Raw genomic sequence first — 21,823 nt, 5'->3', positions numbered from 1 at the left:
AGCATTCAATCATCTGGATTTTTATCCTTTCAACTCATTAAAGAAAGATTCATCTTCTTCAAAAGCGGTACCTATGACTACTAAATCCGCTCCAGAATTATAAGCATTTTCCAATTGTTCTCTATTTCTAATACCACCGCCAACAATTAATGGAATTTCCAATTCCTGCTTTACCGAACTAATTATTTGGCTTGTAACGGGAGTTTTAGCACCACTACCAGCTTCCAAATATATAAGTTTCATTCCTAAGAGCTCGCCTGCTTTGGCAGTGTTAACAATTTCCTCGATACTTTTTCTAGGTATCGGTTTTGTTTTAGTCACCTTTTCAACAGCCGTTTCTTTTCCATTTTCAATCAAGATATAACCTGTTGGAATGACTTCTAAATTTGTATTTTTTAGTTTTGAAATAGCGTTTACATGCTTCCCTATTAAGTATTCTGGGTTTCTTCCAGAAATTAAACTTAAAAATAATAATGCATGGGCTTTGTTTGTGATTTGGGTAACATCACCTGGAAATAATATAACAGGAAGCTTAGTATGCTTTTTAATTTCTATTACTAAAAACTCAGTATCGTGTTCATTTACGGTGCTGCCACCAACAAAAATGTGTGTCGCCAGAGATTTGTTTATTTTTTCAATAAATTCAGAAACTTTTTCAATAAAAAATTTATCAGGATCTATTAAAACTGCCAATAGTTTCTCGCCATTTTTTATTGAATATTCTATGTTTCTATAAATACTATTCATTTAGGGAATGGCATAAGCACAAGTAAAACCTTCAAATTCTAGAAACTGGATATGGTATCTAACCTTTTTATTTTCATAATCAATCCAAGCTACCGTTTCCGTTTCATTATCCGAAACTGGAATAACCAAGCAATGCTTTTTAAAACTTAAGAATGGTGTTGCAAAAAGTTTATATAAGGCTTCTTTTACACACCAAATGGCAGTTAATTTTTTAATGTAATTCTCATCGTTTTCATGCAAATATTCCGCTTCGTAACCAATAAATTTATGAGCAATAACAGCTATTTTATCTCGTTGTTTTTCAATATCAATCCCAATACTACCATCACTAACTATCACTCCCGCAAAATTAAATGAGTGGGTAATTGAAATTTGTTTCCCATCCTTTAAATGCGGTTTTCCGAAGGCATCATAAAACAAATCAAAATCTGAATATCCGAATTCAGCCAAAAGCTTTCTAACACTTAAAAACCCGCATTGATGCAGCTCGCTCTTCATTCCTAAAACACGCCTTACACTTTCCGGTTTTAAGTTAACGGTTTGAAACAAGGCTTCAAAAGATTCCTCAATCTTCCAGATTTTAACAATTGTTTTTGAATTTGGAGTAATGGTTTTATAAAGAGGCATTTAATATTCTGAAAGTTATTAGTTATCTTTGCACAGTCTTAATTGATGATCATTTTTGATAAGCGAATTTAACTATTTAAGTTCTAATCTCAAGAATGTTTGGTTTTAAAAGAAAAAGAAAAATTGATATGAGTACAAAAACAATTCCTTACGTAGCTAATAAAGTGAAGGATATATCGCTTGCAGCTTGGGGTAGAAAAGAAATAGAATTGGCGGAAGCTGAAATGCCTGGACTTATGAGTCTTCGCGAAGAATATGGCAATTCTCAACCACTTAAAGGTGCTAGAATTGCAGGTTGCTTGCACATGACCATTCAAACTGCAGTTTTAATTGAAACATTACAAGCTCTGGGCGCTGAAGTAACTTGGAGTTCTTGCAACATTTTCTCGACTCAAGATCAAGCTGCTGCAGCTATTGCCGCCGTTGGAACATCGGTTTACGCTTGGAAAGACATGACCGAAGAAGAATTTGATTGGTGTATTGAACAAACCTTGTTTTTTGGTGATGACAGAAAACCATTAAACATGATTCTTGATGATGGTGGCGATTTAACAAACATGGTTTTAGACCGTTATCCAGAATTGATTGCTGGTATAAAAGGATTGAGTGAAGAAACCACCACAGGTGTTCACAGACTTTACGAACGTGTAAAAAATGGCACGTTACCAATGCCTGCTATTAACGTAAACGATAGTGTTACAAAATCTAAATTCGACAATAAATACGGTTGTAAAGAAAGTGCTGTAGATGCTGTTCGTCGTGCTACCGATATTATGTTGGCAGGTAAGCGAGTGATTGTTTGCGGTTATGGCGATGTTGGTAAAGGCACCGCTGCTTCTTTTAAAGGAGCAGGAAGTATTGTAACGGTTACTGAAATTGACCCCATTTGTGCCTTACAAGCAGCTATGGATGGTTTTGAGGTTAAAAAATTAGAAACCGTTATTGCCACTGCCGATATTATTATTACTACTACAGGAAATAAAGATATTGTGCGTAGCGAACATTTTGAAGCTGTTAAGGACAAAACCATTATTTGTAACATCGGGCATTTTGATAATGAAATCGATATGGCTTGGTTGAATAAAAATCACGGTCATACTAAAAATACCATTAAACCTCAGGTTGACAAGTACACCATTAACGGTAAAGATATTATCATTTTGGCTGAAGGCCGTTTGGTGAATTTAGGTTGTGCTACTGGCCACCCAAGTTTTGTAATGAGCAACTCATTTACAAACCAAACCTTAGCTCAAATTGAACTTTGGACAAATAGTGATGCTTACGGAAATGATGTGTATATGTTACCTAAACATCTTGATGAAAAAGTAGCAAGATTGCACTTAGCTAAAATTGGCGTTGAGCTTACAGAACTTCGTAAAGACCAAGCAGATTATATAGGTGTTGACGTTCAAGGACCTTTTAAACCTGAGTATTATAGATATTAGACAGTTAGAACGCTGCGCTTTTAGATATTAGAAACCCTTGCAACCATGTGAGGGTTTTTTCATTTCAATAAATATCCTTAAATTCCATAGAGATTATGGAATACAAAGAACCTAAAATAATTGTCCCGCGTTTTAACGAAGCTTCTGGTTTTTATACTACTAAAAAACGCTCTAAAATAATGAGCAAGATAAAAGGTAAAAACTCCAAGCCAGAATTATTGTTTCGTAAAGCCTTGTGGGCAAAAGGGATTCGTTATCGAATCAATAATAAAACACTTCCTGGGAAACCCGATATCTCCATAAAAAAATACAAATTAATTATTTTTATTGATGGTGAGTTCTGGCATGGTTACAATTGGGATGAACGAAGAGAAACCATAAAAAACAATCGTGGCTTTTGGATTCCAAAAATAGAACGCAATATGCAACGCGATAAGGAAGTGAATCGAGAACTACAAGATATGGGTTATATGGTTTTCAGATTTTGGAGCAAGGACATACAAAACGAATTGGACAAATGCATTAATGATGTTTTGGTTTATATAAATACTGGGAATATTAATTGATTCTCAAATTATATACAAAATCAAATCAATCCACTAAATCCTCTTCAAAATACCACCACAAACTTGAGTCAATACTGGCTTTCATTTTATTGATATCTATACCCTCTTTTAAAAAAACAGTCAGGTTTTCATCGCTTCTGTTTTGGGCAATGGTTTCGCTAATTTCAATAAAATCAATCTCATTAAAACTTTCTAAATGATGTTTGATTTTCATATCTAAAGACTCATCACTTAAATAAATTTTGATGGTTTGTTCGCTTGGGGTATTTCTAATTTCTGATCTGAAAGGTTCCATATAGCTATTAATTTTATTAAAAATATTGTTTTTTAATAGCCTAAGTTACTAATTTATTGAATGAAAATCAATTAAAAGATTCTTAATTTAAAAGAACTTGACCTTTATTATAAGCCTACCGAATCATAAACTACAACTCGTTCCCAAAGATGTTGGGATTCTTCAACAAATTTTAAGTGTGATGGTTCTTTCTGGTATTTATCTTGAATATCTTTTGATGGAAACGTGAGTATCAATGAATATGTGAAACTACCATCTACAACATCTCGGGATGTGCCTGCTGGCTCGCCAATAAACTTGGTTTTGGCATACTCACTTTTTGTCATGAAATTTTTAAGCGATGTTAAAAACGCTTTTTTGTCATCTGCGCTATCCGGATTTTTAAGCCAAAAATAAACAACATGGGTAAAATGATGGTCGAATTCGGGGTTTGGTTCTTGTGCTTGTATTTCAGATAAATTCATAACAAATAAAAATATTAAACTAGCTTTTAAAATATATTTCATAATCATTGCTTTTCGATTTATTCAAAAATACAACAATTTAATTTTGAACCTAGTAAAAATAGGTCTATGGATTAAAAACTAAAAAACCTTTCTTTTTTCCGAATGGGCCTTAGGATATTTAATAAAATGGTTTTACTCTACTAAAAAATCGGGTTTAAACTTAGCGATACTTAACAATTTGATAAATCCAGTTGTCTAAAAATTGAGTTTAAATATTAGATATTTGAGGTACTGAATTGATTCCCTATTAAACAAAAACCATTATGAAAATCCAATCCAAATTTATTTTAGTTTTCTGTTGTTTACTAAGTCTGTACTCTTGTAAAAAAGAGAAACCAAGCCAAAGTGATGATATAAAACTTCAAGTAATGCATCCACGTGTGATCTGGACAGAAAAGCCTTCTGAACACGCTATTATATCTTGGACCAGTACACTTTTAGGTAAAGACAATTATGTTTTGTATGATACAGTTGCCAATTTAAATAACGATTCTGCTTTTAAATTGAATAGTTCAAAAGACGGGAAAATATTCATGAGGAAAATGGATTACGACGAAGGTGTTCCTGAAGCATTTTATCATCACGCAGAATTAAATAACCTAAAACCATCCACAACATATTATTTTAAAAATTGTACTGATAATAGCTGCTCCGAAATTTATAATTTTATCACAGCTCCAGATAAAGAACAACCTTATGCATTTATATCTGGTGGTGATTCCCGTTTGGGTGGTGAAAAACCGCGATTTGCAGGAAGAACACCCTTAGTTGAAAGAAAAAAAATAAACAAAATGATTGCCAAAATGACTGAAGAAGATGCTTCAATCATGGCATTTGCACACGGTGGCGACTATTGCACTACCGCAGATTGGCGGCATTTATATTATTGGTTTGAAGACCATGCTTTAACCATTACGAAGGACAACCGTATTCTCCCATTGATCATCACAAGAGGTAATCATGAACATGAAATAGGATTTCTGGAAAATTTTTGGTTAGGCGAAATAAGCAATGAGTACAGTGATGGTTATTTTTTCATGACTCAAATCACACCAAGTTCAGCGTTGATTACACTCAATACAGAAACCAGTATGGCTGGCGATCAATTAGAATTTCTTGAAGAGGTTTTGGAAGGACATCGTGCAAAAAATAATTGGATGTTTGTTCAATATCACAAACCAGCCTATCCTGCCGTAAAAGATTACGACAGTGAAGATTTCTACCACGTTCGCAAATATTGGGTGCCATTGTTTGAAAAATATAAAATTAGTTTGGCCTTAGAATCTGATGGACATGCGCTTAAAAAAACAATGCCCATCTTAAATGGTAAAGTTGACAAAAATGGTATCATTTACGTCGGCGAAGGCGGCTTAGGTGTTCCGCAACGGGATCCAGACCCAAGTAGATGGTATTTTGGAAAAGAAAGTATTGTAGAGAGCAAACACCATTTATGGAAAGTTTCTGTTTATGATTCTATCGCCAATGTTACTGCATTTGGAATAGAACAGGATACACTACACACCTTTAATATCCATGCTAAACCATTTTTAGTTGAGAGTATTGATAACTAACATTAGTTTAAAAGGTGTTACAAGTATAGTACAAGTCTTAAAATTCACCCTCTTAATCTATGTAATTGCTTTTTGCTTACAGTTAATTAAAGGTGCCGTTATAAGTTCTATTCTTGTGGTTGACAATGGTTTTAGCGAATCGTTTTCATTTTGGACAGAAAAGAGCCTGGCAATTGTTCTGATTTTTTGTTTGATAGGAATATTTTTTAAAGCTACCTATAAACTGTGCTTATGGGCCATCACCCTTTTTCTTATAGGCTATGCCTTGCTAAACTATTTTAATGGCGGCAAGTCTCTTTTGGAATTAACATTAATTTCTGCAATTTCAAAATGGTGGTTACCAATCCTAACTTTGCATGCCTTGAGTTGCGATTATAAACAAAAACCCAATTTTAGTCCGTTGTTTTTATTAGCTGTTCAGTTATCCATTTTTTTAATTTTTATGGCTCATGGCATAGGCTGCTTTTCAAAAAACGCTTTATATATTGATTACATCTTAGGATTTTTTGGTGATTATACTTCCATTACCTTGAAACAAAAACAAGCAGAACAATTATTGATTATCATAGGAATTATAGATATACTTGCAGCTATTTTAGTCCTGTTTAAACCTTTTAAAGCCCTAATATACTGGTTGATTTTTTGGGGTTTCCTAACCTCATTATTTAGAATTGTTGATGCCAGTATTTTAAACTACTCCGAATTTTTAATCAGAGTTCCACATGTTGGATTACCGCTTGTGTTGCTTATTTTTTGGAATCAAAAAAATAAAGCTGAAAATTATTCTTCCAGCCCAAGTTTGCCTAAATCGTAAAAATAGAAGTTTTGCTCCTCATTCATAGCTACAAACAAACCGCTTTTAAAGGTGTCATTTAATGGAGTAGCAACCACATCACAGCCATCGGTTTGCTTGGTGGTAAGATTTATTTGTTTGATAAAAGCGTTGGTTTCTCTTGAAAAAATATTAAAAGTTTCGGCTTGTTGATTAGAGACAATAATGTAGCCTTTTTTTCCTTCTAAAGCAACAATGGCTATACCTTCGTTATCGCGTTTAAAGGTATCACCACCAAAAACACTGATTTCTTCGTTGCCCATTGCTGGCTCTGCATAATATTTCCTGATACCAAAAGTTTCATCGGAATAGTAAACATATCCAAGAGCATCATCTACAGCAATAGCTTCAATTTCTTTCTTACCACTGTACTTACCAAATTTTCTTATAAAGGTTAAAGCTACTTTGTCATCGGCATATTCAATTTTGTACTGATACAAGTACCCTTCGCTTGGCCCGTCTTTTCTACCCACAATAGCGTAAAGCGACCCATCTTTTGGCGACTTGTACAAACTTATGCCCATTGGTAGTCGATAGAGCTGATTGGTTTCATCCTCAAAAACTGGAAATCCCCCATTATCTAACTCACGCATATCTGGTACTGAGAATAGTCGTATTTGCCCACGTTCTCTTTCTGTAAACGACATGATATCCATAGTTACAGAATCATTGATTTTAAACCCTTGCCTAATATCAACATTGTTGGGTCTTTTTAAGCCTCTTATGGTTTTACTTTCGATAATTTTACCATTTAAATCGTAGGCGTAAATGGCGCCATCGGTATCCTTATCGGTGCCGAAAACGATGCTTTGTTCTGGATTTTCGTAGTTAACCCATATGGCTGGATCATCAGTATCGTGCAGTGATTTTTCACTAATAATATCGGGATATATTTCTAGTAGCTTATTGGTGTTACAAGAAAAAACAAGGCTTATTAAAGTGAAAATCAGGAATGGCTTTAAGGAATGGTTTATCATGATTTGAATTATTATAGTGTTTAGGTTAGTAGTAAAAATAAAAAAAGGGCAATCTCAACCGTGAAATATGCCCTTTTTTATCAATTATAATTTAAACAAATCGTATTTTAAACCAAAGGTTAAGCGTCTCCCATAATATTCCATTTGCATAGTTCTAGATTTCTCACCTTGGAAATAGCGCAAAGGCTGATTGGTGATATTATTTAAATCTACATATAAACTTAAATTTTTATTTATTGAAATATTGGCATTGAAGTCTAAAAAGAACTGTTCATCATAATACCTGTCTTCAAAAGCACGACCACCAATTTCATCTATGTAAGAATCTGAATAATTTCCAGATAAACGCAAGCTTAAGTTTTTACTAGCGTAACCTAAAGAGGCATTAAACATATTTGGAGCCGTTTGTGGCAAGTCCAAATCACTACGTTCTTCACCGTCTTCATTTTTAATGCCTTTGGCATCAGAGGTTAAATAGGTGTAGTTTAAATAAATACTAAAGTTTTTTGCAAAACCCGGTAAAAAATCCAACTGACGTTGTAATGAAAATTCTGCCCCAAGCACAGTAGCGCCCTCACCGTTTAATGGTTGATATACTTCGTAACCGTTGGTGTCTTCTGACTGACTTGTGTATACAAAATCTTTAATGTCTTTATAGAATACCCCTGCCGACAGGATTCCCACCGATTTAAAATAATGTTCTGCCATCACATCAAAATTCATGGAGGTTGTTGGATCTAACTCAGAATTACCTAAATAAATTTCTTCATCTTCATTGTTAATTTCCCTAAAAGGTACTAGATCAACATAATTTGGTCTTGCTAAGGTGTTTGTCCACGCAAAACGGAAAACCGTATTATCTGTTGCATCATATTTTAAATGAATACCTGGTAAAATATTAGTGTATGAACTTTCATCTTCCAAGGGATTAGTTCCTGCGAAATCGCCATCCACATCAAAAATCAATTCGTTTCCTATACTATTGATTCTGGTGTGTTCTAACCTTAAACCAACCAACATACTTAAATTATTGGATAGCTTTTGACTAGTCATAGCGTAACCAGCGTATACGTTTTCATCTACATCAAAATTTGCTGTTAAATATTCTTCTGGCAAACCTTCTGCTTCAAATTGAGCGGCATCATTTAAATTTAACCCTCCTAAAAACTCAGGAGTTGCAAATGCGCCAGTAGCATATTGCCTTCCTGCTAAAAAATTAATATCCGAATAATCACGTGTTGGCACACCACCTAAAAATTCAAAACCTGCACTTTCAGGACTATATTCGGTAAAATCGTTATCTCGATTTTTGTTTTTTAATCTAGCTCTTACTCCAAACTTTAAAAAGCCATCTTCTTGCTGGAATAGGTTTAATGGTAATTTAAAGTTGGTAAACAAATTAAAATCTTTTTCTTCTGTATATTGATTTTCTTCTGTTAACTCACCAAATTCAAAATTATTTAAATCAGTATCATCCATATTTAATGGCGTAAATAATGGTTTGCGTTGACTGTTATTAAATATGATGTTGTACTCACCTTCATATTCCAAATAGCGCTCGTTTAAACGCTCTTCCGATGCTTTAGAGAACGAAGCCATCCAATCTATTTGCAAAGCATTGGCCAAATGCTCCCCACCTAAACTAAAGTTAAACATACGTTGGTCTTCTAAACGTCTGTTTTTATTTCGGCTGTTATTAATGCCTCCTTTGGATTGTCTCTTCACTTCTACGGGAAACGATGTTAAATAACCACTTCCATCTACTGTAAAGTCGCCTGGAGCAATATCTTCACCATCCAAAATTTCTTGCGATAAAGCGAATCTATTTTCACGATCATCTCTCCAATTGTAAATGGATTTAAAATAGATGTTATTATTGTCATTTAGTTTATAATCAAAATTTGCTGAAAAACTACGACGAATACGTTGCACTAAATACTCTCGAATCTCAGATACTTTAGCATACGGGGTTACCTCTACTTCTTGTAAATTATCTTCATCATCAAATGCATTATATTCAAATTCGTCTTCCCATTCTGCTTCAACGTTATCACTGCCAAAATCAGTATCATTGAATGACGCTGAAAGCATGTAGCCGAATTTGCCGTCGTTAGACTTGTCACCTAATAAAAATGAGCCATTAAGTATTCTTTTATTAGTAATATAACTTACTCCAGAACCCGCTGTTGCAGATAAACGAAAACCTTGAGGCGATGTTCTTGTTATTAAGTTTACAGAACCTCCTAATGCATCGGCATCCATATCTGGTGTTACAGCTTTACTTACTTCTATGGTTTGAATCATATCTGCTGGAATTAAATCCATTTGAACATTTCTGTTATCACCTTCAGCAGAAGGGATACGACTACCATTTAATGTTACGGAATTTAATTGTGGCGATAAACCACGAATAATAATGTTACGAGCCTCACCTTGGTCTACTTGCATCGTAATACCGGGAATACGTTTTACGGCATCGCCAATATTGGCATCTGGAAATTTACCAATTTGCTCCGTTGAAACAATATTGGTGATGTTTTGTTTATTTTTTTGAATGTTTAAAGCTCGTGCCTGTCCACCTAAAGAATACCCTGTAATTTCAACTTCATCTAATTCGGTGTCTCTAGACTTTAAAATTACGTTGATACTAATTGTTTCTGAATCGGATACAACCGCCTCTTGCTTAAAATCTGAATATCCTAAATATTTAATTGTCAAATGATAGGTACCTTGCGGAATATTCACTATGGTAAAATTTCCATCAAAGTCTGAAACAGTTCCTTTTTTTAGTTCTTCTATGACTACAGTTGCCCCAGGTACAGTCATACCGTTTTCATCTGCTATAACCCCTTTAATATTTCCATTTTGAGCTAAAATGGTTAACGAACATAGTAACGTAATACATAATAATACGTAGTGTTTTTTCATGATTGCTTTTTTGATTAGTTATTTAGGCGAAATAACAAAATAGCTCAATAAAGCATTTTAAACGATTTTTATGTTACTGTTAAATTATCAAGGAAAAAGCACCCTATTTTGCAATTATTTAACATTTAATACATATTCAGGAAAAGATGTTTGAAATAAAAAAGCCCTTTCTGAAAACAGAAAGGGCTTTTTCTTTAAAAAGAAAATTATTTCTTAAACCTCAAAAGGCTCGATAGAAACATAAGATTTGTTATCCTTTTTCTTTGAAAATTTTACAACGCCATCAACATAAGCGTGTAATGTGTGATCTTTTGATGAATATACATTCTCGCCTGGGTGATGTGTATTTCCTCTTTGTCTTACGATAATGTTTCCAGCTAGTGCAGCTTGACCACCAAAAATCTTAACACCTAAGCGTTTTGATTCTGATTCTCTACCGTTTTTAGAACTTCCGACTCCTTTTTTATGTGCCATTGTCTTAAGCTTTTATATTGTTAAACTTATCGGTTAGCTTATTCAGCTTTCCCGCCATTTAATTCGTCTTGCCATTTTTTTAGCTCGTCCCACTTACCATCAGCAGCTAATTGTGCTTGTGCTGGCCAAGTATCTGTTACGTGGTTTCCACGAACATCTGAAATAATTTCAGCAATCTTAGCAGCATCTGTTTTTGCTAATTCAGCAAACGTAGTGATTCCTGCTTCTGCTAATGTTTCAGCTATTTTAGGACCAATACCTTCCACTTTTTTCAAATCATCTGCTTTAGATGACGTAGCTTTTTTAGCAGCTGGTTTAGCTTCTGTTTTTGGTGCAGCAGCTTCAACTTTTGCTGGTGCAACTTTTTCAGCTTTAGCAGCTTTTTTAGCTCCTGAAGCAGCAATGCTTTCAATGATGATTTCAGTTAAAGATTGACGGTGACCGTTTTTAACACGGTAACCTTTACGTCTTTTCTTTTTGAAAACAATGACTTTATCACCTTTAAGGTGCTTTATGACTTTTGCTCCTACTTGAGCTCCGTCTATAGCTGGGGCGCCTACAGTTACATTGTCACCATCACCAATAAGAAGAACATTATCAAAAGCGACTTGCTTTCCTTCTTCTGTTTGTAAACGGTGAACAAAAACTTTTTGGTCTTTTACAACTTTAAATTGTTGCCCTGCTATCTCTACAATTGCGTACATAGCGTAACGTTTTATTAATTAATTTTGTTCAAAAATGAGCCTGCCCGTAGGCAAAGGCGGGTGCAAATATACTGCTAATTAATTAAACTGCAAATGTTTTATTTGTTTTGAAGAATATTTCTGCTATTTTTAAAAAGTTGCATGCAGGTAAGTGTTAAAACAACTGTAGATGCCAGTCCTTCTATTATAATTATGAAAACTAAAATACCACTTCCATAATCAAAATCAGAGAACCAATTTCTAAGTAAATTATTGGTAAATGCAGTATCTAAGTAAAACATATAAATGCACATAAATCCAGCAAATAAAACGGTTGCTATAAATCCGGTTGAAAGCCCAGTTTTAAAACCACTACCATAATCAAATTCATCACCACTGGCAATCTTATAATTTTTAATAGCCACATAAATGGCATAAGCCATTATAGGTCCGTTAAAAATTCTAAACCATGGGTTATTATGAAGACCTACAACTTTTAAGGCTAAAAAATATATGATTAATATAAGTGCTGTAAAAACCCCATATTTAAGTGCTACGGATGCAGAAGATTTCATAATGCTAAATTTTGATAATTACTAATCTACTAAAGTTCGTAAAAAAATATGTCTTATAATAATTTTTAGGTATTAAATGTATAATAATAAAGCATTTGCCGGTTGAAGTAAAAACATAAACAAGCAAAGCAATAAGTGTATTTGCTTTATTTCTTAACTTTGTTTGCACTAAATTTCAATAAAATGAAACAATTAAAATTTACAATTATCACCATGTTTGTGTTATTTATAGCAACTAGCTGTAAAAATGAAAACAAAGAATCAACTAATGAAAAATCCCAAATGCAAGAGGTTTTGGCAGTTCATGACGAAGTCATGCCAAAAATGGGAACCATTGGTAATTTAATAAGTCAAATTGATGAAAAAATAAAAGAAACCGATTCTACGGAAACTCTTGTGAATGCTAACCAAGATTTAAAAGATTCCCATAAGGGAATGATGGATTGGATGAAAGGCTTTGGTGAACGTTTTGATTCTGATGAAATTTTGAAAGGAAAGCCTTTGACAGACGAAAAGCAAAGGTTTTTAGATGAAGAAGAAGCTAAAGTAAAAGCACTACGGGATAAAATGAATTCAAGTATCAAAAATGCTCAAGAACTTTTAAAATAAATCAGGCATTTATTCTTTCCACTTGACCGTTTCCATAATGTGCTTAATATCTTTTCCTAAATAATTTGCTGCGGGCAAAATAGAATCATAATTGGGTTTGGCATAAAAATAAAGCGAGCCCGTTAAAAAATGATTTATACTATCGGTTACATAAAACTGTGCTTGTGATGCTACATCGCCTTTTAATTCTGAAAACATGCCATATACTTTTTTCTCTTTATTTTCATAAGGGTAAACAGGGATTTCATCTGCTTTAATCATATGTTCTGTTGTGAATTTTTGAGCATCGCGCAAAAAATCCATTAAATTATCTGGATTGTTATCTATAGATTTATACGTTAAAAATATGGTGCCTTTTAATGTTGGGTATTCAATATTAACGCCATAACTTTCTGTAGTACTTTCTATAGCTTTTGCTGTTATTTTAGTGGCCAATTGATTCACTTCAAATGAGAATGGCGCTTCGCCTTGAGATTCCACATATTCTGCCTCTGGATACTCTAACCTTAAATAGGCATTGGGTTTTGGCACAACATGGTCGCCACAAGAAAAACATATAGCAACCAACAATAAGAAATAAAAAGTTTTAGTCATTAAGTATCGTTAATTTAACAAGCTTTATTCGCTTTTTATCTAAAGCTTCAATAGTAAAAACGTAATTTTTAAAATTTGTTTTTGTGCCCTGCTTTGGGAAACTTCCTAATATTTCCAGAACAAACCCCGCAACGGTTTCTGCCTCACCTTTGTGGTTTTCAAAAACATTGGTTTCTTCAATCTTTAAAATTTTATAAAAATCCTTTAACGCTGTTTTTCCATCAAAAATATAATTGTTTTCATCTAATTTTGAATAGGTTATATCTTCCTCATCAAATTCATCGCTAATATCTCCAACTATTTCCTCAATAATATCTTCTAAAGAAACCAATCCAGATGTGCCTCCGTACTCATCAACCACAACAGCTAGATGTACTTTTTTATGCTGAAATTCCGCCATTAAATCGTCTAACTTTTTCTTTTCAGGAACAAAAAATGGATCCCGCATTAAGCTTGTCCAATCAAATTCTTTTCTATCTATATATGGCAATAAATCTTTTACATAAAGAATGCCAACAATTTGATCAATATTATCTTTATAAACAGGGATTCTTGAGTAACCGTTTTCGATGATTTCTGCCATGACCTCCGAATATTCTTGGTCGATATTAAGCGCAAAAATGTCTATTCTAGGTCGCATAACCTGTTTGGTGTCTGTATTTCCAAAAGACACAATGCCTTGCAATATTTTTTGTTCCTCCTTGGTCGTATCGTGTTCGCTCGTTAATTTCAGGGCCTCCGATAGTTGATCGACATTTAAATTGGCTTTTTGCTTCCCTAATTTATTATGGATTGCTATTGTGAAACGTCGCATGGGCAGACTTAAAGGCGAGAAAACCACATCTAAAACACTTAGTGGATAGGCCATAAACGTTACAAATTTTAATTTGTTTCTGCTGGCATACATTTTTGGTAAAATTTCCCCAAACAACAAGATTAAAAAGGCAATAATAACAACTTCTATAAATAATCTTAAAGTGGGTGATACCATATCTTTAAATAAAAAACCTCCCAAATAAGCAAATAAAATAACGATACTCATATTTATAAAAATATTGGCTACTAGAATGGTAGCCGATAATTTCTTTGGGCGTTCTAAAAGTTTGGATATAATTTGAATGGGTTTTGATTTCTTATCGAGACCATCTTCAATATCTGTTTTGGTAAGAGAAAACATAGCCACTTCGGCACCAGAAATAAGTGCAGAACACGCTAACAACACAAACATTAAAACAAAACCAGCAACAATTGAAAAATCAACTGCCATCATTAATAAATTAAAACTCGGGGGGTCGGGGTCCAAATACTTTGGTATTAGTTAAACAAATAAAAGCAATTCAAATATAATTAAAAAGGAAGATCATCTTCTTCATCTTCAATGGGTGGCTCATTAACCTTATGTTTTATTGGTTCAGGTTTTGGCACCGTTGCAGCACCTGATGATGCAGTACCTTCACTTTCTTTTTTAGTTGTTAAAAACGTGAAATCCGTACATTGAATTTCGGTAGAATAACGATCTTGCCCACTTTCATCTTGCCATTTTCTGGTTTTTAACCGGCCTTCAATATAAACCTTATCGCCTTTGCTTAAATACTTTTCACATATTTCAGCACCTTTATTTCTTACCACAATGTTGTGCCACTCGGTATTTGTAATACGCTCATTGGTTTGTTTGCTTGTGTAGGTTTCATTTGTCGCCAATGGAAAACGACCAACACAACCACCGCCTTCAAAATAATGCATTTTCACTTCATCGCCTAAATGCCCAATTAGCATCACTTTATTTAATGTACCAGACATAATCGTTTTATTTATAGAATAGCAAAATTACTCAATTGCACATCATTTTTTTAAAATTAGTAAAAAATTATGATAGCCAATAGGATTCTATTAAAAATTAAAGACTTCTATAAAATTCCCTATGACAATAGGTACGGCATAATTACGAACTTCGCTTACGGGAATACCATTGGCTAAGGGTGCATTCATATTTACAATCCAAAATTTAGTATACAAATGTTGGTGTGACAGTTTGTGGATTATAGTGTCCTTATTATATTGTGTGAGTTCAAAAGCTATTCCTTTTAATAAATGATGGTTTTTAATTAGCGGTAAAAAATTATCATAATCATTTTCTTGCAGTGTTTCAACTAAGGGAAATTGATACAAGTTCTGCCATATACCTTTCTCCTTTCTTTTTTCTAAAATAGTCTTATTATCTTCTGAAACTAAAACCAAAAAATTAAAATATTTCTTTTTGGCTTTGGCTGCTTTAATCTTAACCGGTAATTCTGAAACTCGATTGTTTTGTAGAGCGGCACAACTTTCTTGAAAAGGACAAACACTACAATTGGGGTTTTGGGGTTTACATTGCACGGCACCAAATTCCATAATGGCTTGATTAAATTCTGCAGGATTATTTTTGTCTATAAGTTGTTGCGCCAATTGCTTAAACTCCTTGGTTCCGTTGCTAGAGTTTATTGGAGTATCAATGCCAAAATAACGAGACAATACTCTGTATACATTACCATCAACAACAGCTGTGGGTTCATTAAAACAAATAGAAGCAATGGCACTTGCGGTATAATCGCCCACACCTTTTAATTTTAATAACTCTAGGTAAGTGTTTGGGAAAACACCGTTAAGCTCATTAACGATATACTTTGCTGTAGCATGTAAATTTCTTGCCCGGGAATAATACCCCAATCCTTGCCATAATTTTAAAACTTGACTTTCTTGGGCATTAGCCAGGCTAAAAATAGATGGAAACTCTTTTAAAAATGCCTCATAATAAGGTTGCCCTTGTACAATTTGGGTTTGTTGTAAAATAATTTCTGACAACCAAATGTAATATGGGTTAGTGGTTTGCCTCCAAGGAAGTTCTCGTTTACTGTTTGAATACCAACTAATTAAAGTTTTTGAAAATGTCATGGACTCATTATATGAAGCAAACAAAAATAAACGTTTATAATCTTAAATTTTAATGAATTAGGTTTGAAATATTGAATTTTTAATTCCTATATTTGCATCCCTTTTAAATATATAATAACTAAAATAAAATATTAAAAATGACGAAGGCTGATATAGTAGCAAAAATTTCTGAGAAATTAGGAATTGAAAAAGGAGATGTTCAAGCAACTGTTGAGACATTTATGGAAGAAGTAAAAACTTCTTTAGAAAGTGGAGATAATGTTTACCTAAGAGGTTTTGGTAGTTTCATTATTAAAACAAGAGCAGAAAAAACAGGTAGAAATATTTCTAAAAATACCACTATTAAAATTCCTGCACATAATATCCCTGCATTTAAACCTGCAAAAGTTTTTGTTGAAGGTGTTAAAGGTAGTGTTGAAGTAAAATAACGCATTAAAATAAATTATTAATCAAAAAATATACTATTTATGCCAAGTGGTAAAAAACGTAAAAGACATAAGGTTGCAACGCACAAGCGTAAAAAACGTAGACGCGCTAATCGTCACAAAAAGAAAAAATAATTCGAAGAAGTAGTTATAATAAACTACTTTTTTCGATTTTAAAAAACGCTCTTTGAAATGAGGTTTTGAAACGTATTAAACTTTTACGTGAATTGATCTCCACGGACTTAAAAAATCCTGTGAAAAAATAATGTATAATCCATCTGTACCGTTTGGTTCTGAGTTCTGGGTTCTGGGTTCTGGGTTATAAAGCCTTAAAACTTTTTAACTTTTAACTTTTAACTTTTAACTTAAATCTGAAAGTATGGATAAAAATTAACTCAATGGATAAAGAATTGATCATTAGATCTAGTTCTGAGCATGTTGATTTTGCCTTATTAAAAGATGGAAAACTTATTGAATTACAAAAAGAAGAAGGAGGTAACAACTTTTCTGTTGGTGATGTGTTTATAGCCAAAATTAGAAAATCTGTTCCTGGTTTAAATGCTGCATTTGTTAATGTAGGTTATGATAAAGATGCTTTTTTGCACTATCATGATTTAGGGCCAAAGCTCCCTTCCCTTTTAAAATTCACAAAAAATGTAAGCGCAGGTAAACAAAAAGATTTCTCTTTAAAAAATTTCCCATTTGAAAAAGATATTGATAAAGACGGCAAAATTGCCGATGTCTTAAAATCAAATCAATCGCTATTGGTACAAATAGTAAAAGAACCCATATCAACCAAAGGCCCTAGAATAAGCTCCGAGCTTTCTATCGCTGGAAGGTATATTGTTTTAGTGCCTTTTTCCAACCGTATTTCCATTTCACAAAAAATAGAAGACAAAGAAGAAAAAGACCGATTAAAACGATTGGTAAAAAGCATAACGCCACCAGGGTTTGGCATTATTGTACGCACTGTAGCACAAGGCAAAAAAGTAGCCGAACTAGACAAAGATTTACAAAACTTGCTAAGTCGTTGGACCGCAATGTGTAAAAAACTTATTAAAGCCCATCATCCAAGTAAAGTATTGGGAGAAATGAATAAAGCCTCGTCCATTTTACGAGACATATTTAATGATACCTTTACAAGCATTCATGTTGATGATGAAGAGCTTTTTTATCAAGTAAAAGATTATGTGCAAGAAATTGCACCAAACAAAGAATCAATAGTAAAATTGTATCAAGCAAACGTTCCAATATTCGAAAAATTCGGGATTGAAAGACAAATAAAAACCTCTTTCGGTAAAACCGTATCTATGGCAAAAGGCGCCTATTTAATTATAGAGCACACCGAAGCACTACACGTTATAGATGTAAATAGTGGCAACAGATCTAACAAAGCCAATAACCAGGAGGATACAGCACTAGAAGTTAATATAATCGCTGCTACAGAAATAGCCAGACAATTGCGCTTGCGTGATATGGGAGGTATTATTGTAATCGATTTTATAGATATGACCAATGCTGATAACAGGCAACAACTCTTTAATCACCTTCGTGATGAAATGAAAGATGATAGAGCTAAACACAAAATATTGCCTCCTAGCAAATTTGGTTTGATACAAATTACAAGACAACGCGTTCGACCAGAAATGAACATTGAAACCCGCGAGGAGAATCCGGACGGAGTCATTAATGGTGCGGAAGTTGAAGCTCCTATAGGAATTGTGTCAAAAATAACGCAAGACCTAGAGCAATTATTAAAAAAAGACTATAAAAAGCTGACTTTAAACACACATCCTTTTATAGCAGCCTTTTTAACAAAAGGTTTTCCATCAATACGTTCAAAATGGTTTTTTGAACACAAAAAATGGGTTAAAGTTTTACCAAGAGACGCTTACACATATTTAGAATACCACTTTTTTGATAAAAATGGTAATCAAATTAAATAACTTAAAAACCCTTACTATTTGTTTAGTAAGGGTTTTTTGTTTTTAAAAACGTTACGTTATCAAGTCGCAGGATTAGGAATCATAACATGTACCTCATTAATCTGTTTTAAAACATCTTCACTTAAGGTTACATGAATACTTTCTATATTTTCTTTAAGCTGTTCTAAATTGGTTGCCCCAATAATATTGCTGGTTACAAACGGTTGTTGGTTGACAAAAGCTAAACTCATTTGTGCCAAGGTCATGTTATGGGTCTCGGCAATTTTTAAATATTTTTTTGTGGCTTCGGTACATTGTTCGCTACTGTATCTAGCGAACCTTGGGAATAATTTCAATCGGGCATTATCAGCCGCTGTTCCTTTTATGTACTTACCAGAAAGCACTCCAAAAGCCATTGGTGAATACGCTAACAAGCCTAAATTTTCACGCATTGATATTTCTGCCATATCGCCTTCAAAAATGCGGTTTATTAACGAATAGGCATTTTGTATCGTAATCATTCGTGGCAAACTGTTTGCTTTGGCTTCTTCTAAAAAGCGCATCGTTCCCCAAGCTTTTTCGTTAGACATCCCAATATACCTGATTTTACCCATTTTAATTTGGGCTTCAAGTGCTTGTAGAACCTCATTAAAATTATCTGTCCAACTATCGTCGGGGTTGTGTTTATAATCACGAATCCCAAACGTATTAGTGTCGCGTTCTGGCCAATGTATTTGGTATAAATCTATGTAATCGGTTTGTAAACGTGTTAACTCGTTATCGATGGCTTCTTTTATAGAAACTGAATTAATTCCCGTGGTTCTAATATGTGCTGTATAATCGCTTGAGCGACCTACAATTTTACTTGCTAAAATAACCTTATCTCGATTTCCTGTTTTTTTTAACCATGTGCCTATTGTTTTACTGGTTCTTCCTTGCGTTTCGGGAGTTGCTGGTACTGGATACATTTCGGCAGTATCAATGAAATTTACACCTTGCTCTAAAGCATAATCTAATTGGGCATGGCCTTCGGTTTCTGTATTTTGATTGCCCCAAGTCATGGTGCCTAAACAAATTTTACTGATTCTTATATTGGTATGAGGTAGTGTTGTATATTCCATTTTCAGATTATTAGAATGCTTTGCATTTAGATGGTTAGACAGTTTGGACGGTTAGACTGGTTAGACTGGTTAGACAATTGGTAAAGATAAAAAAACCTTTCAGTGCTTTTAGTTCTGAAAGGTTTTAAAATTATAATAGGAGTAAATTTAATTCTCGCTTAATAACTTAGAAAGCTCATCCAATTTAGGTGTTAAAATAACTTCTATACGTCTGTTTTTTGCTTTACCTTCTGGCGTGCTATTAGTTGCAATTGGCGCATACTCCCCACGACCCGCAGCAGTTAAGTTTTCGGGATTTATAGAAGCATTTTCCCTTAAAATATTAACGATAGACGTTGCACGTTTGGTCGATAAATCCCAGTTGCTTGTTAATTGTCCACTACCTTGATAAGGCACATTATCGGTATGGCCTTCGATTAAAACAGCTATGTCTGGATTCTCGCCTAATACACCGCCTAATTGTTGCACAGCTCTTCTACCTTCCGTACCAACTGCCCAACTACCAGAATCGAAAAGTAGTTTATTTTCCATAGACACATACACCTTACCATCTCTTTGCTCAACGGTTAATCCTTTGCCTTCAAAATCGGTTAAGGCTCTGGAAATCGCATTTTTTAAAGCCGTCATGGCTGCATCCTTATCTGAAATGACTTTTTCTAATTCAGCTACTCGATTGGAACGGTCTGCCAATTCTCTTTTAAGGGCTTCCAACCGGGCATTTTCAGCAGCAAGCGCTTGTTCTTTAGCCTCAAGTTCCGCAAGTAACTCCCTGTTCTTTTTTGTGTTTGAAGCAATAGCTGCCGAGCTATTTGTTTCTAAGGCATCATACGATGCTTTTAAAGCATCATAATTTGATTTAGTCGCGTTGTAATCACTTTGCAATCTGTCACGTTCGGCTAGAGCAGCATCGTAAGCGGATTGTAATTTTTTCAATTCATTTTCAGCGGCTGTTTTTGCGCTTAAAAGTGTTTCATTATCGTCTGAAAGTTTTCTGTTTTCAGATTTTAAATCGGCGTACTTGGCTTCCAAATCTTTATATACTTTTGGCGATACACAATTTGTTAAAATTAAAGTTGCAAATAATAAAAGTAAAATCTGTTTTTTCATGTTTAATTTGGTTTTAATTATAAAGTCGTCAGTCTCAGTATTCAGTTTCAACATCTGTTAACTGCAACTGCAAACTGTTTACTATTCTTCTATTTCAATTAAAATGGGACAATGGTCGCTGTGAACGGCGTCCGACAATATAACGGCTCTTTTTAATTTTTCTTGTAATGGCTTTGTAATCATGGCGTAATCTATTCTCCAGCCTTTGTTATTAGCTCTAGAATTAGCTCGGTAACTCCACCAAGTGTAATTATGTGGTTCTTTATTGAGATGCCGAAAAGAATCAATGAATCCGTTATTAATAAAATTACCAATCCACATACGTTCTACAGGCAAAAAACCAGATACATTACTCAAACCTTTTGGATTATGGATATCAATTTCTTCATGGCAAATATTATAATCTCCACAAATAATAAGATTGGGAATGACTTGTTTAAGCGTATTTATATAATCATGAAACATATCCATGTATTCTAATTTATGTCCTAAACGGGCATCGTTGGTTCCAGAAGGCAAGTATAAACTCATAACCGAAAACCCATCAAAATCGACCCTTAAATTTCTACCTTCGAAATCCATCGAAGCAATTCCTGTGCCATATTCAACATGATTGGGTTTTATTTTACTTAAAATAGCAACCCCACTATAACCCTTTTTTTGTGCACTAAACCAATAATGATATGGGTATCCTGCTTCTTCAAAAATGTCTAAAACCAATTGTTCTTTCAACGCTTTTATTTCTTGTAAACAAATAACATCTGGATTGGCACTTTGTAACCAACCCATAAAACCTTTATTAATGGCAGACCGAATACCATTCACGTTATAGGATATAATTTTCATTTGTTAAAATAAGATTTTCAGCTAAAATAAATAATGCGT

Annotated in this window: 23 protein-coding genes; 7 read left to right on the top strand and 16 right to left on the bottom strand. The window is 33.8% G+C overall.

Annotated elements, in window-relative coordinates; all coding sequences use genetic code 11:
* Positions 1–21 precede the first annotated feature (21 nt).
* Together CDH49_RS03750 and CDH49_RS03745 are read right to left on the bottom strand one after the other, a co-directional pair.
* A complete protein-coding gene (locus CDH49_RS03750) occupies positions 22–747 on the bottom strand; it encodes a geranylgeranylglyceryl/heptaprenylglyceryl phosphate synthase (RefSeq protein WP_100614049.1) in 726 nt (241 codons plus the stop codon).
* Positions 748–1,374 (bottom strand): 4'-phosphopantetheinyl transferase family protein, encoded by a 627-nt coding sequence (locus CDH49_RS03745; protein ID WP_100614047.1) that lies wholly within the window; start codon positions 1,372–1,374, stop codon positions 748–750.
* Between the two features lie 128 nt (positions 1,375–1,502).
* On the opposite strand from CDH49_RS03745, the gene ahcY reads away from it, so the two are divergent.
* A complete protein-coding gene (gene ahcY, locus CDH49_RS03740) occupies positions 1,503–2,819 on the top strand; it encodes an adenosylhomocysteinase (protein ID WP_100614481.1) in 1,317 nt (438 codons plus the stop codon).
* Between the two features lie 95 nt (positions 2,820–2,914).
* Positions 2,915–3,385: a very short patch repair endonuclease gene (locus tag CDH49_RS03735; RefSeq protein WP_100614045.1), complete on the top strand. Its 471-nt coding sequence runs from the start codon at positions 2,915–2,917 to the stop codon at positions 3,383–3,385.
* A gap of 25 nt (positions 3,386–3,410) precedes the next feature.
* Here CDH49_RS03735 and CDH49_RS03730 read toward each other — a convergent pair whose 3' ends face one another.
* Together CDH49_RS03730 and CDH49_RS03725 are read right to left on the bottom strand one after the other, a co-directional pair.
* Positions 3,411–3,680, bottom strand: a complete 270-nt coding sequence (locus CDH49_RS03730) for a hypothetical protein (RefSeq protein ID WP_100614043.1) — start codon at positions 3,678–3,680, stop codon at positions 3,411–3,413.
* A gap of 107 nt (positions 3,681–3,787) precedes the next feature.
* Positions 3,788–4,186 (bottom strand): Dabb family protein, encoded by a 399-nt coding sequence (locus CDH49_RS03725; protein WP_100614041.1) that lies wholly within the window; start codon positions 4,184–4,186, stop codon positions 3,788–3,790.
* 263 nt (positions 4,187–4,449) lie between these two features.
* Here CDH49_RS03725 and CDH49_RS03720 point away from each other — a divergent pair, with 263 nt between their 5' ends.
* Complete coding sequence (locus tag CDH49_RS03720) at positions 4,450–5,757, top strand: purple acid phosphatase family protein (protein WP_100614039.1); 1,308 nt, start codon at positions 4,450–4,452, stop codon at positions 5,755–5,757.
* Positions 5,738–6,571: a hypothetical protein gene (locus CDH49_RS03715; protein WP_157805272.1), complete on the top strand. Its 834-nt coding sequence runs from the start codon at positions 5,738–5,740 to the stop codon at positions 6,569–6,571. Before CDH49_RS03720 ends, CDH49_RS03715 begins: the two co-directional genes overlap by 20 nt.
* On the opposite strand, the gene CDH49_RS03710 is transcribed toward CDH49_RS03715, so the two are convergent.
* From CDH49_RS03710 to CDH49_RS03690, 5 genes are all read right to left on the bottom strand, one after another.
* Positions 6,538–7,566, bottom strand: a complete 1,029-nt coding sequence (locus CDH49_RS03710; RefSeq protein WP_100614035.1) for a phytase — start codon at positions 7,564–7,566, stop codon at positions 6,538–6,540. The genes CDH49_RS03715 and CDH49_RS03710 overlap by 34 nt on opposite strands.
* Positions 7,567–7,650: 84 nt before the next feature.
* Positions 7,651–10,494: a TonB-dependent receptor gene (locus tag CDH49_RS03705; protein WP_100614033.1), complete on the bottom strand. Its 2,844-nt coding sequence runs from the start codon at positions 10,492–10,494 to the stop codon at positions 7,651–7,653.
* 213 nt (positions 10,495–10,707) lie between these two features.
* Positions 10,708–10,968 (bottom strand): 50S ribosomal protein L27, encoded by a 261-nt coding sequence (rpmA, locus tag CDH49_RS03700; RefSeq protein WP_100614031.1) that lies wholly within the window; start codon positions 10,966–10,968, stop codon positions 10,708–10,710.
* 38 nt (positions 10,969–11,006) lie between these two features.
* Positions 11,007–11,672: a 50S ribosomal protein L21 gene (gene rplU / locus CDH49_RS03695; RefSeq protein ID WP_100614030.1), complete on the bottom strand. Its 666-nt coding sequence runs from the start codon at positions 11,670–11,672 to the stop codon at positions 11,007–11,009.
* A 98-nt stretch (positions 11,673–11,770) separates the two neighbouring features.
* Entirely contained in the window at positions 11,771–12,226 is a 456-nt protein-coding gene (locus CDH49_RS03690) for a DUF4199 domain-containing protein (protein WP_100614028.1), read from the bottom strand.
* Positions 12,227–12,409: 183 nt separating this feature from the next.
* Between CDH49_RS03690 and CDH49_RS03685 the strand changes: the two genes are divergently transcribed.
* The gene (locus CDH49_RS03685) at positions 12,410–12,835 is read left to right on the top strand and encodes a hypothetical protein (RefSeq protein ID WP_100614026.1); all 426 of its coding nucleotides are present in this window, start codon (positions 12,410–12,412) and stop codon (positions 12,833–12,835) included.
* A gap of 9 nt (positions 12,836–12,844) precedes the next feature.
* On the opposite strand, the gene gldD is transcribed toward CDH49_RS03685, so the two are convergent.
* From gldD to mutY, 4 genes are all read right to left on the bottom strand, one after another.
* Positions 12,845–13,429: a gliding motility lipoprotein GldD gene (gene gldD, locus CDH49_RS03680; RefSeq protein WP_100614024.1), complete on the bottom strand. Its 585-nt coding sequence runs from the start codon at positions 13,427–13,429 to the stop codon at positions 12,845–12,847.
* Positions 13,422–14,732, bottom strand: a complete 1,311-nt coding sequence (locus CDH49_RS03675; RefSeq protein WP_100614022.1) for a gliding motility-associated protein GldE — start codon at positions 14,730–14,732, stop codon at positions 13,422–13,424. Before CDH49_RS03675 ends, gldD begins: the two co-directional genes overlap by 8 nt.
* A 44-nt stretch (positions 14,733–14,776) precedes the next feature.
* Positions 14,777–15,229, bottom strand: a complete 453-nt coding sequence (locus tag CDH49_RS03670) for a single-stranded DNA-binding protein (protein ID WP_100614020.1) — start codon at positions 15,227–15,229, stop codon at positions 14,777–14,779.
* 90 nt (positions 15,230–15,319) lie between these two features.
* Entirely contained in the window at positions 15,320–16,360 is a 1,041-nt protein-coding gene (gene mutY, locus CDH49_RS03665; RefSeq protein WP_100614019.1) for an A/G-specific adenine glycosylase, read from the bottom strand.
* 137 nt (positions 16,361–16,497) lie between these two features.
* Between mutY and CDH49_RS03660 the strand changes: the two genes are divergently transcribed.
* Positions 16,498–16,788 carry an HU family DNA-binding protein gene (locus CDH49_RS03660; RefSeq protein WP_100610248.1) on the top strand — a complete coding sequence of 97 codons (291 nt, stop codon included), beginning with the start codon at positions 16,498–16,500 and terminating at the stop codon, positions 16,786–16,788.
* 395 nt (positions 16,789–17,183) lie between these two features.
* Positions 17,184–18,731 (top strand): Rne/Rng family ribonuclease, encoded by a 1,548-nt coding sequence (locus CDH49_RS03655; protein ID WP_100614017.1) that lies wholly within the window; start codon positions 17,184–17,186, stop codon positions 18,729–18,731.
* Positions 18,732–18,790: 59 nt separating this feature from the next.
* Here CDH49_RS03655 and CDH49_RS03650 read toward each other — a convergent pair whose 3' ends face one another.
* From CDH49_RS03650 to CDH49_RS03640, 3 genes are all read right to left on the bottom strand, one after another.
* The gene (locus CDH49_RS03650; protein WP_100614014.1) at positions 18,791–19,831 is read right to left on the bottom strand and encodes an NADP(H)-dependent aldo-keto reductase; all 1,041 of its coding nucleotides are present in this window, start codon (positions 19,829–19,831) and stop codon (positions 18,791–18,793) included.
* A 147-nt stretch (positions 19,832–19,978) separates the two neighbouring features.
* Positions 19,979–20,938 (bottom strand): OmpA family protein, encoded by a 960-nt coding sequence (locus CDH49_RS03645; RefSeq protein ID WP_100614480.1) that lies wholly within the window; start codon positions 20,936–20,938, stop codon positions 19,979–19,981.
* An 81-nt stretch (positions 20,939–21,019) separates the two neighbouring features.
* Positions 21,020–21,784 (bottom strand): exodeoxyribonuclease III, encoded by a 765-nt coding sequence (locus CDH49_RS03640; RefSeq protein ID WP_100614013.1) that lies wholly within the window; start codon positions 21,782–21,784, stop codon positions 21,020–21,022.
* Positions 21,785–21,823 lie beyond the last annotated feature (39 nt).

The sequence above is a fragment of the Confluentibacter citreus genome (assembly GCF_002807055.1).
In the GTDB taxonomy this organism is placed as follows: Bacteria; Bacteroidota; Bacteroidia; order Flavobacteriales; family Flavobacteriaceae; genus Confluentibacter; species Confluentibacter citreus.
The sequence above is the reverse complement of the archived record's forward strand: the minus strand, read 5'-3'. Positions and strand labels throughout refer to the sequence as shown.

Excerpts from the sequence above, each read along its gene's own strand:
- CDH49_RS03750 (WP_100614049.1), bottom strand. The coding sequence starts at position 747 with ATGAATAGTATTTATAGAAACATAGAATATTCAATAAAAAATGGCGAG.
- CDH49_RS03745 (WP_100614047.1), bottom strand. The coding sequence starts at position 1,374 with ATGCCTCTTTATAAAACCATTACTCCAAATTCAAAAACAATTGTTAAA.
- ahcY (WP_100614481.1), top strand. The coding sequence starts at position 1,503 with ATGAGTACAAAAACAATTCCTTACGTAGCTAATAAAGTGAAGGATATA.
- CDH49_RS03735 (WP_100614045.1), top strand. The coding sequence starts at position 2,915 with ATGGAATACAAAGAACCTAAAATAATTGTCCCGCGTTTTAACGAAGCT.
- CDH49_RS03730 (WP_100614043.1), bottom strand. The coding sequence starts at position 3,680 with ATGGAACCTTTCAGATCAGAAATTAGAAATACCCCAAGCGAACAAACC.
- CDH49_RS03725 (WP_100614041.1), bottom strand. The coding sequence starts at position 4,186 with ATGAAATATATTTTAAAAGCTAGTTTAATATTTTTATTTGTTATGAAT.
- CDH49_RS03720 (WP_100614039.1), top strand. The coding sequence starts at position 4,450 with ATGAAAATCCAATCCAAATTTATTTTAGTTTTCTGTTGTTTACTAAGT.
- CDH49_RS03710 (WP_100614035.1), bottom strand. The coding sequence starts at position 7,566 with ATGATAAACCATTCCTTAAAGCCATTCCTGATTTTCACTTTAATAAGC.
- CDH49_RS03705 (WP_100614033.1), bottom strand. The coding sequence starts at position 10,494 with ATGAAAAAACACTACGTATTATTATGTATTACGTTACTATGTTCGTTA.
- rpmA (WP_100614031.1), bottom strand. The coding sequence starts at position 10,968 with ATGGCACATAAAAAAGGAGTCGGAAGTTCTAAAAACGGTAGAGAATCA.
- rplU (WP_100614030.1), bottom strand. The coding sequence starts at position 11,672 with ATGTACGCAATTGTAGAGATAGCAGGGCAACAATTTAAAGTTGTAAAA.
- CDH49_RS03690 (WP_100614028.1), bottom strand. The coding sequence starts at position 12,226 with ATGAAATCTTCTGCATCCGTAGCACTTAAATATGGGGTTTTTACAGCA.
- CDH49_RS03685 (WP_100614026.1), top strand. The coding sequence starts at position 12,410 with ATGAAACAATTAAAATTTACAATTATCACCATGTTTGTGTTATTTATA.
- gldD (WP_100614024.1), bottom strand. The coding sequence starts at position 13,429 with ATGACTAAAACTTTTTATTTCTTATTGTTGGTTGCTATATGTTTTTCT.
- CDH49_RS03670 (WP_100614020.1), bottom strand. The coding sequence starts at position 15,229 with ATGTCTGGTACATTAAATAAAGTGATGCTAATTGGGCATTTAGGCGAT.
- mutY (WP_100614019.1), bottom strand. The coding sequence starts at position 16,360 with ATGACATTTTCAAAAACTTTAATTAGTTGGTATTCAAACAGTAAACGA.
- CDH49_RS03660 (WP_100610248.1), top strand. The coding sequence starts at position 16,498 with ATGACGAAGGCTGATATAGTAGCAAAAATTTCTGAGAAATTAGGAATT.
- CDH49_RS03655 (WP_100614017.1), top strand. The coding sequence starts at position 17,184 with ATGGATAAAGAATTGATCATTAGATCTAGTTCTGAGCATGTTGATTTT.
- CDH49_RS03650 (WP_100614014.1), bottom strand. The coding sequence starts at position 19,831 with ATGGAATATACAACACTACCTCATACCAATATAAGAATCAGTAAAATT.
- CDH49_RS03645 (WP_100614480.1), bottom strand. The coding sequence starts at position 20,938 with ATGAAAAAACAGATTTTACTTTTATTATTTGCAACTTTAATTTTAACA.
- CDH49_RS03640 (WP_100614013.1), bottom strand. The coding sequence starts at position 21,784 with ATGAAAATTATATCCTATAACGTGAATGGTATTCGGTCTGCCATTAAT.